Source organism: Tenacibaculum profundi (genome assembly GCF_057162725.1).
This window is the reverse complement of the sequence record NZ_CM169894.1, coordinates 1,007,482-1,020,641: the sequence shown is the minus strand read 5'-3', so window position 1 is coordinate 1,020,641 and position 13,160 is coordinate 1,007,482. Positions and strand designations below refer to the sequence as shown.

The window sequence follows — 13,160 nt, the reverse complement described above, 5'->3', positions numbered from 1 at the left end:
TCCTTTTTAATTTTTGAAGATTTCTTCAAATTCATCGTATTTTTGTTGTCTTCAAAATAGGACAAAATTGAGTAAAGAAGCAACGACTACCAAGAAAATTGTAGGTAAGAACTTATACGATTATCAAAAGCAATCGATACACAATATCTTTAAGAGTTACGAAAATGCTCCTGAGAATTATCATTTACTTTTCCAATTACCAACAGGAGGAGGAAAAACAGTTATTTTTTCTGAAATTACAAGACAGTATTTAAAGCATTATAAGAAGAAGGTACTTATTATGACGCATCGAATAGAGCTTTGTAAGCAGACAGCTAGAATGTTAAGAGAATTTGGTGTTGATAACAAAATAATTGATAGTAAGGCTAGTTTAGATGATCAAGGTAATTATGATTGTTTTGTTGCGATGGTAGAAACGCTTAATAATCGATTGAACGATGATATGCTTGATATTTCAGATGTTGGATTGGTTATTATTGATGAAGCACACTATAATTCTTTTACAAAACTTTTTAAATTTTTTGATAAATCATTCATTTTAGGGGTCACAGCAACTCCTTTGAGCTCAAATATTAAACTTCCAATGAAAAACAACTATGACGAATTGATCGTTGGAGAGAGTATTGCAACTCTAATAGAAAATGAATACTTGGCTAAAGCTAGTGTTTACTCTTACAACGTTGGATTAACTTCGTTAGAGGTTGGAGCCAATGGTGATTATACCGTAAAGTCATCGGAAGATCTGTATACAAATACGGACATGCTATCAAAACTTTTACAAGCATATGAAGAAAGAGCAAAAGGAACAAAAACATTAATATTTAACAACGGAATTAACACTTCTTTACATGTTTATGACACGTTTAAAAGAGCAGGTTATCCAATTGCTCATTTAGATAATACAAATACCAAAAAAGAACGTGACTTTATATTGAAATGGTTTAACAAAACACCAAATGCTATTATTACTTCTGTAAGTATATTGACAACTGGTTTTGATGAACCTTCAGTTAGCTCAATTATTTTAAATAGAGCTACAAAATCACTTACATTATATTACCAAATGATTGGTAGAGGGTCTCGTATTTTACCAGGAAAGTCTGGATTCAATGTTATAGATCTAGGAAATAATTTTCACAGATTTGGACCTTGGGGAGCAGACTTAGATTGGCAAAAAATGTTTAGAGCTCCTAATTTCTATTTAGATAATTTATTAAGTGATGAAGAAATTGAGAGTGATTTTAGGTATGAGCTTCCTGAAGATGTAAAAAAAGAATTTGCCAATTCAAAAAATCTTTATTTTGACGTTAAGAAAGTTTATGTTCAAACTATTCAATCAGGTCAATCATCAAAAAAAGTTTTAGAGAAAAGCATAGAGCATCATGCAAAATTGTGTGTTGAAAACAGTGAAGATGTATTTGATGCCCTCATCTTGGCTAAAAAACTAGGAGGAGATATTGACGATAGAATTTTTAGATATTCAAAATGTATTTGTAAAAGCACTCATAATTTTATTGATTGGTTACAAGATGATTATAGAAAAAAACTGAATACCTACATAAGAAATAATTTTGATGAGGTATATGAACAAATCCATGGACACCCTCCTCCAGAAGAAGAGTAGAGAAAAGTCGAATGAAAAAAGCTATCTATTAATTTAAATAGATAGCTTTTTTTAGAAATGAATTACATCAAGTTTTCTGTAAGAAGTTAAGCTCATGACCAACTGTATATGGTTAATCTTGAGCTGGGAGTACTTTACCGGAACATTCTCCAAAACCTATTCGAACATCATTATTTTTAGCATACCCTCTTAGAATAACAGTATCATTATCATTAATAAATTTACGTTCAGAACCATCGTTCATTTTTAATGGATTTTGACCTCTCCAACTTAATTCTAACATAGAACCATAACTGTCTTTGGTAGGGCCTGAGATGGTGCCGCTCCCCATCATATCTCCTGCATTTACAGGACAACCATTTATAGTGTGATGAGCTAATTGTTGAACCATTGTCCAGTACATATATTTAAAGTTCGAATTACATACTACAGTTTCTTCTGAATCTTCAGGTTTAATGGCTACTTGTAAATTTATGTCATAGCTGTCTTTACCTTCCTTTCTCAAATAAGGTAATGGCTCATGAACTTGTTTTGGATTATCTACTCTAAATGGTTCTAAAGCATCTAAAGTAACAATCCAAGGAGAAATTGTTGATGCAAAGTTTTTACCTAAAAAAGGACCTAATGGAACATATTCCCATGCTTGAATATCTCTTGCGGACCAATCATTAAAAAGTACTAATCCAAAGATATAGTCTTCTGCTTCTTCAATAGGAATTCTTTCACCTAAATCATTAGCCACCGTTGTAATGAAAGCCATTTCTAGTTCAAAATCTAGTAATTTTGAAGGACCAAAACCAGGCTTATTAGTTCCCTCTGCAGGCTTTGATTGTCCAAAAGGACGACGAACTGGTGTTCCTGAAGGAATTATTGAAGAGCTTCTTCCATGGTATCCAATAGGAATATGTAACCAGTTTGGCAACAAAGCATTTTCTGGATCTCTAAATAAACTTCCAACATTTGTCGCATGTTCTTTACTTGCATAAAAGTCAGTATAATCTCCAACACTTACAGGCAGTTGCATTTCAACTTCCTCCATAGTGAAAATTACTTTATCCCGATGTCCTTCATTATCGCGTAATTGGTGATTTTTGCTATCAAAAATATCAGCAATTCTATTACGAACTAAACGCCATGTTTTTCTTCCATCTGCAATAAAATCGTTTAGTGTATCTTGTAAAAATATATCATCTGTTAAAGGAATTCCTTCAAAGTATCCTAATTGGTGTAAAGCTCCTAGATCAATAGCATAATTACCGATTCTAGTACCAATTGTAATTATATCGTCTTTTGTTAAGAAAACACCGAATGGTATATTTTGAATTGGAAAATCTGAGTCTACATCAACAGTTAACCATGATTTTCTGTTTGGATTATTTGCAGTTATTTCCATTAAATTAATTGTTTTATTTGACATCAAACCTACATATTTTTTTTATTTTACACCAGTGATGTATAGTAAAATATAGAAAATATAACAGATGGTAATTTCGTTGCTTGATGAATAGATTTAAATAGATGAAATTCCGATTTAACAAGTATTAATTACCTTTAAATTGATTACATTTGATTTTAGAATTTAACAAAGTATAAAAATGCAAAGAGATCATCAAATTTTTGACCTAATCATCGAAGAAAATAATCGACAGTTACATGGTCTAGAGTTAATTGCTTCTGAAAACTTTGTGAGTGAACAAGTAATGGAGGCACAGGGTTCAGTTTTAACTAATAAATACGCTGAAGGCTACCCAGGAAAGCGATATTATGGTGGGTGTGAAGTAGTTGATGTTGTGGAACAAATAGCAATAGATAGAGCGAAAGAATTGTTTGGAGCTGAGTATGTAAATGTACAGCCACACTCAGGTAGTCAGGCAAATACAGCTGTTTTTGCCACGTGTTTGAAACCAGGAGATACTATCTTAGGTTTTGACTTATCTCATGGAGGGCATTTAACTCATGGATCTCCTGTAAATTTTTCAGGGAAATTATACAACCCAGTATTTTATGGTGTTGTTAAGGAAACGGGGCTTATAGATTATGATGACCTAGAAAAACAAGCAAATAAGCATAAACCGAAATTAATAATAGCGGGAGCCTCAGCTTATTCTAGAGATATAGACTTTAAAAGATTTCGAAAAATAGCGGATAACGTAGGGGCTCTTTTATTAGCTGATATATCTCACCCTGCGGGATTAATAGCTAAAGGAATATTGTCAGATCCTTTACCTTATTGTCATATTGTAACAACTACTACTCATAAAACTCTAAGGGGGCCAAGAGGAGGAATGATCATGATGGGGAAAGATTTTGAAAATCCATTTGGTTTGACTCTTAAAAGCGGGAAACTTAAAAAGATGTCTACACTTTTAAATGCTTCTGTATTTCCTGGAAATCAAGGAGGGCCATTAGAGCATGTAATTGCAGCAAAAGCAGTAGCCTTTGGAGAAGCTTTAACAGATGAGTTTTTAGAATACCAAATTCAGGTAAGAGAAAATGCACGAGCTATGGCTACAGCATTTATAACTAAAGGGTATCATATTATTTCTGGGGGTACGGATAATCATATGATGTTAATAGATTTAAGGAATAAAGGGGTAACAGGTAAAGATGCAGAGCTAGCTCTCGGGAAAGCAGAAATTACAGTAAATAAAAATATGGTACCTTTTGATACTCAATCACCGTTTGTAACATCAGGTATTCGAATAGGAACATCAGCAATTACAACAAGAGGATTGATAGAGGAGGACATGACAAAGATTGTAGATTTAATTGATGAAGTCATAATGAATATTGAAAATGATGAAGTATTAGAAACAATAGCTGACAAAGTTTATGACTTAATGCATCACAAAAGATTATTTGTAATGTAATAAATTTTAAATTTAATAGTATTTTTGAAACCGGAGATAAAAAATCTTCGGTTTTTTTATTAATTCAAAGTATTGAAATAATTTTCATTATTAAAACATCACAAAAGTTTTTATTGACAAGTTATGTTTAAAACAAGAGAAATAGGTTAGTAAAGCACAAAATTTCTACTTTTATTTATTTAATATTAGGTTGTTTTTTATAAAAGTTACGTTTAGTTGCTATCTTGAGCTCTTTCAATAATCTTTTCAGGTAAGGCCTTTTTAGCCTTAGCGCCCATCTTTTTTAGTTTTTCTACACTAGTTATTAAGTTTCCTCTACCTTCAACAAGTTTATTCATCGCAGCACTGTAATCTGTTTTTGTCGCATCTATTTTTTTACCAATATTAATAAGGTCTTTTAATAAACCGTCAAACTTATCATATAAAGCACCAGCTTGACGTGCTATTTCAAGAGCATTTCTTTGTTGTTTTTCATTATTCCACATAGTATCTATAGTTCGTAATGTTGCCAATAGAGTAGTGGGAGTTACAATAACGATATTTTTTTCAAAAGCTTTATTGTATAGTGTATTGTCTTCATTTAAAGCAACGGCAAAAGCAGGCTCTATTGGAATAAATAATAGCACAAAGTCAGGAGATTCAATTCTATAAATATCTTCGTATTTTTTTTCAGAAAGTTGCTCAATATGTCTTTTTAGAGAATTAAGATGTTCTTTAAGGCAACGTTCTTTTTCTTGTTCATTTTCAGTATTCGTATATTGTTCATAAGCTTTTAAAGATACTTTCGAATCAACGATCATTTTTTTATTATCAGGCAAGTGAATAACAACATCAGGCATAATACGTTTGCCTTCTTCATTGCTGAAAGATTGTTGAACAAAGTATTCACGATTTTTTTCCAAGCCAGATTTTTCAAGCACCCTTTCTAGGACTAGTTCCCCCCAATTACCTTGGATTTTGCTATCTCCTTTTAATGCTTTCGTTAAGTTTAAGGTTTCTTTACTCATTTGAGAGTTTAATTCTTTTAAATTAGAAAGTTGTTCTTTTAAAGCAGAATGCATTGAAATACTTTCTTTTTGAGTGTCTTCTACCTTTTTTTCAAAAGTTTTAATTTTCTCTTGAAGTGGGTTTAATATATTTTGAAGATTTTCTTTGTTTTGAATCGTAAATTTATTTGATTTTTCATCAAGAATTTTATTTGCTAAATTCTCAAACTCTTTCGTGAATTTTTCCTGTAATTGTCCTATTTCCTCTTTATTTTCTTTTAATTTTAAATGTAAATTTTTTAGCTCTTCATTTTTTTTTACAAGTTCTATAGATGAAAAATCTTTTTCGCGACGAAGTGCGTTTATTTCATTGTTTTTTTGATCCAAATGATTTGTGAATTCTTCTTTTTGTTTACTTATAAATTTATCGATTTCAGTTTTTTGTACTACCAAGTTGTCTAATTTACTTTGTAATATATTTTTATTTTTTTCTAAATCGTGAATAAATTTATTTGCTTTTATTTTTCCTAATAGGTTTCCTATTATGGTTCCCAAAGTAATACAAATTAAAGCAACAATTATAACAAGTAAAGTAGCGTTCATTTATCTATTGAAATTAAAATCAAAACAAATATATGGTAAGTTATTCGAAAAATATTTGTTCTTAATGTTGAAAACCGTATCATTGAAAATTATTTACGGAGAAATGATATCTAAATTCATATATACAAAAATTTTAGGGTGGAAGTTAGTAGGAGCTTTTCCTTCTGATATTCAAAAATATGTAATTATCGGAGCCCCCCATACCAGTTGGAAAGACTTTCCAATTTCTATTTTAGCAAGGAATTCATTCGGAATAAAAGTGAATTTTATCGGAAAGAAATCACTTTTTAAACCACCACTTGGATTTATATTTAAATGGTTAGGCGGTACACCAGTAGATAGATCAAAAAATAATAATTTAGTTGAATCTGTTATTGATTTGTTTGATTCAAAAGAAGAGTTTAGGCTTGGTTTAGCTCCTGAAGGAACAAGAAAAAAAGTAGATAAGTGGAAAACAGGATTTTATTATATAGCAAAAGGAGCAAGTGTTCCTATTGTTATGTTTACTCTTGATTTCGGTAAAAAGCAGGTAGCAGTATCACCTCCATATTATCCTACCGATGATATTGAAAAAGACTTTAAAGTTTTTCATGATTTTTATAAGGACGTAAAAGGAGCAAATCCTAGTCAATTCTAAAAAATTGTGTATTTCAATTATAAGTTTTGATAATTGTTGTTTCTTACGACTATTTATGAGTTGAAAAAATAGAGAAAAATATTATACTCTTCTCAGAAAACTCTTTTTTTTATAAGGAGTTTAGTAAGCTTCAATAGCTCATTTAGATTTTTATTTTAAAATAACAAAGTACAAGAAAACAAATAAAACAAGAAAGCTTTATATATCTGAACTATTCTTAATGAATTATTTGATAAAAATAGATAGAGGTTGAATGGTGTTTTAGGTAATGATTTTAATATAGTTTAAAAAGCTAATATTTTTTAACAAAAAAAATAAAACCCCAAAGTTTAATTCTTTACTCTGGGGTTCAAACGTATAATTACTATTATATAATGAAAACAATTAAATTCTTAAAATTTGTAATTTACAGATAGGTTAAACATAGAACCTAATTGACTAAAATGATAACCATCATAAGTCATTTGAGAGTATCTTTGATTAAACGTGATTAAGTTAGATTGTTCTTTTAACAACGCTGGATTATTTAATACATTAACACCTGCTACGTTTTCTGCTTTAAAATTCCATTCAGGTAAAACATTTAAAATATTGTTCGCATTAAAAGAAACTGTCCAGTTTTTATTAACATTGAAGTTAATTCCCAGATCTGTTACTATTTTAGGTGTAAATTCTGTTCTTAAGTTGTTGTCAAGACCTTGCTGTTTAAATATGGTTTTACCAAAATAAGTGTTATTCAAGGTAAATCCGAATTTCCCTATATTATAGGTATTTCCTAATATCCATTTAGTTCTAGGCCTTGAAGTGAAAAATAATGCTTCTTGTGTAGCATTCACAACCGATTGTCCAGAATTAGCAGCAAATTCAGGGTTTTTTACAGCACCATCTCGTTCATTTTGAATTGTATAGTTACCTGATAAATTAAAGCCCAACGTACCTTTACCTACTGGTAATTTGTTATAGCTTACCACAAAATCGATTCCTGATGTTTTAGTATCGATTGCATTTACAAAAAAGCTAACATCATTTAAACCTTCGAAAACAGAAGTGCTTGGTGGTGTTAATTCTGTACTTAGTACAATTCTATCATCCACTGCTATACTATAGTAGTCAACAGTGAAAGAAAAGTTTTTAAAAGGCTTACCACCAATACCTACTGTGAAGTTCGTAGATTCTTCTGCTGTTAGTTTTGGAATGCCTAAAAGTCGTGCCTGTGGAGAAACATTGTTAACTAATCCACCCACTTGTATCCCTTGGCCTGGAACAAAGCTATATTGTGCTTTTTGAGTATAGATTTGATGTAAGGTCGGCGCTCTAAATCCAGTAGAAACAGAACCCCTCAATGTATATTTGTCATCAATAAATTTATATCTAGAACTAGCTTTCCAGATGAAAGTACTTCCAAAGTCAGAATAGTTTTCTATTCTTGCAGTACCACTTATCAAAAAGTCTTTATTGATATCCCAATCAAGACTCGCATAGGCACCAAGATTATAACGATTAAAGCTTCCAGAATCTTCTGGTCTATTTCCCGCAAATGAGTCTGCACCACCACCGTCATAAGAAGCTAAATCACCTTCAATAATTTCAAAGTTTTCAGTTCTGAATTCAGCACCAAACGCAATAGCTACTTTATCAGACAATATTCTAGATATATCGAGGTTACCAACAATATGGCTGAATGCTGTACCTCCTGGATCAAAGCTTACAGGACTACTTTCTCTGTATAATTGAGTCCCTTGAGAGATTTCTCCTGAATCTACAGTTCCGTTACCATTAGAGTCAATCCAAGTCGAGGGTGAGAGAACAACATTTCTATTATGAGAATTATTAACAGTATATGTTTGTTGGTTTCCACCAAATGTTATACTTGAATCAATGTTCCAATCATTAACTTTCGATTTAAAGCCAAGTGTAGCATTATAATCATTTAAATTACCCTCAAATGTTGGCACGTAACCGTCATATCCATTAGCTCCTGGGAAAAAGTTTGTTAGGTACGGCATATCTCCATTTTCTCTCCATCCTGAAATAGCTCGAGTTCCACTACTATTTCTTGGATTAAAAAAGTCATTTTGTTGCCTCCAATAAGGTGTTCTATAGTTAGCGAAACTATTTACTTTTTTATAAACATATGCAGCATTAAAGTACAGCTCGTTATCTTCTTTTAAATCTACTAGTCCGTTTATCAAAAACTTCGCGGCAGTTGTGCCAGGAGATCCGTTGATATTGTTTGCATCAGGGTTTCTTGAAAGAAAATCGTCTACAGCGTTTCGACCATTTATGTTACCTTGATTAATTGCGGATAATTTTGTGTTGTAGTCAGCTGAACCTATATAGGTATTGTTGAAATAATTTTCTTTGTCTTGCTCATTAGCGAAAGTTGAAATATCAACACCGCCTAAAGTTCCGTCATCGTTAACATAACTTTTGTAACTATTTGGGTTAACTTCGACAAAGTCTGCAAATTCTCCATCAGCATCAACTGTTCCAGGTCTATTAGCCAAAGCAGTTTTAGAAAAGTCTACAGTATAGTTAATAAAGCCTTTTCCGTCACCTATTTTACTACCATTATTAACACTTATTCCTAACATTTCACCATCACCTTCACCTGTAATTCCAGACCTGAAAGTAGCAGAACCATTTTTATAATCATCTTTTAAAATAATGTTCATTACTCCAGCAATGGCATCAGAACCATATTGAGCAGAAGCTCCGTCACGTAAGATTTGTATCGTTTTTATTGCATCTGTTGGTATACCAGAAATATCAGCTCCTGTTTCTCCTCTTCCAGGAGAGGTTTGCGTGTATAATAAAGCACTTAGGTTTTTACGTTTACCATTGATAAGAATAAGAGTCCTACTGGGCCCCATATTTCTGATTTCATAAGGATCCAATAAAGAGGTCGCATCATTTACAGGTGTGTTTACTGTATTAAATGATGGTATTTTATATTGTAAGGCCTTGTCAAAAGTAGGTTGACCTGTAGCTTGAAGCTCTTTAACTCCTACAATATCTACAGGAAGAGGACTTGATGTATTACTCCTTGCTGGTGTCCTACTACCTGTAATAACAACCTCCTCTAATTGAAGACCTTCTTGTAATGTAATTGAGAAGGAGGTTTTACCACTAACAGCAATTTCTTGTGTTTCAAAACCAGAATAACTAACAACTAAAACGGCTCCTTGATTTACATTCAATTGAAATTTCCCATCAAAATCTGTGGTCGTACCGTTTTGAGTTCCTTTTTCTAAAACGTTAGCTCCTGGAAGTGTTTCATTATTTGCATCTTTTACCACTCCTGATATTCGTGTTTGTGCTAATGCACTAAAACTGATAAAAATGGAAAAAAGAAAAGTCAGTATTTTTTTCATAAATAATATTTTAGTTAAAAAAATTAAGAATATGTAAAGGTTGTTGATTCAATTTTGTCATATTCGCTACAATAATATAAAGATGGTGTTTATATTATTATACCCTTTTTTATTAAAAAAAATACAAAATAGTTAAAGTTTTATTAAAAATTTAGTGTAGTAAAAGGCTCCATTTGTTCCCATTTGAATTGCGTCCCATAGTCCTCCACTATCGGTATTTCTAGCTTGTTCAGTAGGATAGGTATTGAAAAGATTATTAACTCCTGAATGTATAGAGAAGTTATTATATAATTTAAAGGTTAAATGAATATCTGAAGTATATTTACCCTGATAATAGTCAATAGAAGATTCAAAAGGAATGTTCTCTTTAAAAATTTGCCAATCAATTAATTCAACACTGCTGAATCTCGTAAGCGTAGTACTTATGGTAAAATTTTTCAGTGAATAAATAGCGTTAAATATTAGTTTATGGTTCGGGGCAGAAGCTAATAGAAAATATTGTTCTCTAGGTCCAAAAAAGGCATCTTCGCTAAGAGTTTTATTGTTTATTTTCGTTATTTTCATTTTATTGACGTTACCTACGATATCGATATTCAATTTTGAATTGTTGAAATATTTTTTCCATCCTAATCGAAAATCGAGTCCTATTGTTGATGTATTTACACCGTTAGCAAAAAATTGTACGTTAGTTACTTTAGGGTCTATTTGTGAGGCATCAAAATTCCCACTTAAAATGATTCTATCTTTTATGAGTATATGATAAGAATCAAGAGAAAAATTAAAGTTTTTAAAAAGGTTATAATTAAAACCAAGACTGTAATTGACTGCTTTTTCTTCTGTTAGTCTACTTATGCCAAATCTTTTAGTTATAGGATTATCATTTGCGATTAAAAATGATTCTGTGGCTTTACTATCAATAAAATTAGTGAATTTTAGGTTGTAATATATTTGTGCTAAAGATGGAGCTCTAAAGCCAGTACTATATGAGAAGCGTAGCTTTGCTTTTGGAGAAATTTTATAACGAGTAGCTATTTTGGTGTTTATAGAACTTCCAAAATCACTGTAATTCTCATAACGCATAGCAGTTGCTAACAACCATCTTTTTGTAAAGTCAATTTCACTATCGAAGTATAAGCTAACACTTGTTCGCATTTTATCTACTTCATTTTCTATTGAATATCCTGGAAATCCTTGAGACCCGCCAGGTCTTATTTTTCCATTGTGTGTATGTAATAGGTTATTGGGAGTTGAAGCTGTAGCAATATTTCCATTTATATCATATAGTGCATAAGAAGCTTCTTCTCCAGAAAATATTTGATAATTTTCAAATCTATTTTCAAATCCAGCAGCAATATTTAAACCATTTAAAAAGTTCTTATAGTGTCTAGATATATCTAAATTAGTAGTATTTTGAAGCAAGTTATGTCCGCCAGCATTAAATTTCTTTGGAGACTTATCTAATAGTGAGGCATTAAGCGTTTCTTTGATAAAGTATTGAAAATGGTTAATTCCAATTGTATTGCTAAGATCGATATTCCAATTATAAAAATTGCCTTTTGAGCCTATGGTAAGAGATTTGTCTGAAATATTGGATGTTATGATCGGATTGAATCCTGTAGGATAAATTTCAGTAATATTACGTTCGCTTTCCGCAGGTCTTGTAAATGCATACGCACGGGTGTCTTTAAAATTATACCCCCCATTGGTATAAAATTTTGCATTCTTTGTTAACGGAATTTCAGAATTAAAAAAAAGACTACTGGTTTTAGTCGCTGGGTCTCCATAATTTTCTCTAATATCAGTTCCTCTTCTAAAAGTATGATTTTTACTTAATAACTCTGTTGATAAATTAAAAAATCCTTGTTTACCTATTTTTTTACTGTAATTTATATCGGCTTTATAAAATACCCCATCAATTCCTCTTCGATTTTTATTTGTATTATTAGATGCATTATTGAAACCAAAAGTAGTATTTACTAATGTTTTGTCAGGTTGATCTTTTAGGACTATATTTATTACGCCAGCAATGGCATCTGAACCGTATTGGGCCGAAGCACCATCTTTTAATATTTCAATTCTTTTGATAGCAGATGTTGGAATTGCATTTAAGTCAGTTCCAGAGTTTCCTCTCCCCCTAGTTCCATAGAGATTGATAAGGGAAGCTTGATGTCTTCGTTTACCATTAATTAAAACTAAAGTTTGATCAGGGCCAAGTCCTCTGTATGTAGCAGGAATTATATGATCTGATCCATCTGACCCAGATTGTTTAGTGGCGTTAAATGAAGGAATTTCATTTTGAATTAGTTGATTTATTTGAATAAATTCACTTTTACTTTCAGCGTTTTTTATATCAATCACATCTGTTGAAACAGGTGCGTCAATTTTTTGTCTAGTATTATTTCTAGAGCCTACAACTAGTACTTCATCGAGTTTAACTCCAGATTGCAAACGAATTGTTATTTTTTTTTTGGAAGGATACACTATTTTTGTACTATGACTAATATGAGATATTTCAATAGAAGCCCCCTGAATGATTTTTAATTCAAAATTCCCATTCTTATCAGTTACAGTGCCTCGTTGCGTTTTCTTCTCGATAATACTAGCTTTTTCAACAGGGTAATCAAATTGGTCAAGAACTGTTCCTTTTACCAAAATTAATTTCTTTTCAGATGTTTTTTCGTTTCTTAAAGAATCAATAATTTTTTTATTAATAGGATTGTTTTTATCTTTTTCTAGTATTTGTTCAATTTGATAATCCTTTTCAAAGATTACATAATAATTATTACCAAGAGATTCAACCTTTAAAGAAGTATTATTTTTTAATATGTCTATAGATTCTCTCAAAGATAGCTTTGTAAAATCTATTTTTTTTAAATTCCTGTTTTTTATGACCTCTGGGTTATAAGTAAAAAAAACATTATGGTTTTCATTTAAAAAAACAAGTAGATCTGAGACTGATATATAATTCGAATTTTGAGCATTAAGACTGCATAAGGACACGTTAAAAAAGCATATTATTATAACAAATAAAATGATGTTTTTTTGTGTCATTAAAGTACTTTGAAG

Annotated in this window: 7 protein-coding genes; 3 read left to right on the top strand and 4 right to left on the bottom strand. The window is 31.1% G+C overall.

All coding sequences use genetic code 11. The annotated features are described in order from the left end of the window. Positions 1-67: 67 nt before the first annotated feature. A complete protein-coding gene (locus tag AC2GW8_RS04100) occupies positions 68-1,624 on the top strand; it encodes a DEAD/DEAH box helicase (protein WP_440881519.1) in 1,557 nt (518 codons plus the stop codon). 112 nt (positions 1,625-1,736) lie between these two features. On the opposite strand, the gene fahA is transcribed toward AC2GW8_RS04100, so the two are convergent. Beyond that, positions 1,737-3,017 carry a fumarylacetoacetase gene (gene fahA, locus AC2GW8_RS04095; protein WP_440882181.1) on the bottom strand — a complete coding sequence of 427 codons (1,281 nt, stop codon included), beginning with the start codon at positions 3,015-3,017 and terminating at the stop codon, positions 1,737-1,739. Between the two features lie 202 nt (positions 3,018-3,219). On the opposite strand from fahA, the gene glyA reads away from it, so the two are divergent. Beyond that, positions 3,220-4,494, top strand: a complete 1,275-nt coding sequence (gene glyA / locus AC2GW8_RS04090; protein WP_440881518.1) for a serine hydroxymethyltransferase — start codon at positions 3,220-3,222, stop codon at positions 4,492-4,494. Between the two features lie 212 nt (positions 4,495-4,706). Here glyA and AC2GW8_RS04085 read toward each other — a convergent pair whose 3' ends face one another. Then, the gene (locus tag AC2GW8_RS04085; RefSeq protein ID WP_440881517.1) at positions 4,707-6,083 is read right to left on the bottom strand and encodes a DNA recombination protein RmuC; all 1,377 of its coding nucleotides are present in this window, start codon (positions 6,081-6,083) and stop codon (positions 4,707-4,709) included. A gap of 103 nt (positions 6,084-6,186) precedes the next feature. On the opposite strand from AC2GW8_RS04085, the gene AC2GW8_RS04080 reads away from it, so the two are divergent. Continuing rightward, on the top strand, positions 6,187-6,720 hold the full coding sequence (locus AC2GW8_RS04080) for a lysophospholipid acyltransferase family protein (RefSeq protein ID WP_440882180.1): 534 nt from the start codon (positions 6,187-6,189) through the stop codon (positions 6,718-6,720). 392 nt (positions 6,721-7,112) lie between these two features. On the opposite strand, the gene AC2GW8_RS04075 is transcribed toward AC2GW8_RS04080, so the two are convergent. Together AC2GW8_RS04075 and AC2GW8_RS04070 are read right to left on the bottom strand one after the other, a co-directional pair. Then, on the bottom strand, positions 7,113-10,094 hold the full coding sequence (locus AC2GW8_RS04075) for a TonB-dependent receptor (RefSeq protein WP_440881516.1): 2,982 nt from the start codon (positions 10,092-10,094) through the stop codon (positions 7,113-7,115). A 132-nt stretch (positions 10,095-10,226) separates the two neighbouring features. Continuing rightward, entirely contained in the window at positions 10,227-12,938 is a 2,712-nt protein-coding gene (locus tag AC2GW8_RS04070; protein WP_440881515.1) for a TonB-dependent receptor, read from the bottom strand. Positions 12,939-13,160: the final 222 nt, after the last annotated feature.

What these genes read in the sequence shown, in the direction of transcription:
- fahA (WP_440882181.1), bottom strand. Translation starts at nt 3,017, where the DNA reads ATGGAAATAACTGCAAATAATCCAAACAGAAAATCATGGTTAACTGTT.
- glyA (WP_440881518.1), top strand. Translation starts at nt 3,220, where the DNA reads ATGCAAAGAGATCATCAAATTTTTGACCTAATCATCGAAGAAAATAAT.
- AC2GW8_RS04085 (WP_440881517.1), bottom strand. Translation starts at nt 6,083, where the DNA reads ATGAACGCTACTTTACTTGTTATAATTGTTGCTTTAATTTGTATTACT.
- AC2GW8_RS04080 (WP_440882180.1), top strand. Translation starts at nt 6,187, where the DNA reads ATGATATCTAAATTCATATATACAAAAATTTTAGGGTGGAAGTTAGTA.
- AC2GW8_RS04075 (WP_440881516.1), bottom strand. Translation starts at nt 10,094, where the DNA reads ATGAAAAAAATACTGACTTTTCTTTTTTCCATTTTTATCAGTTTTAGT.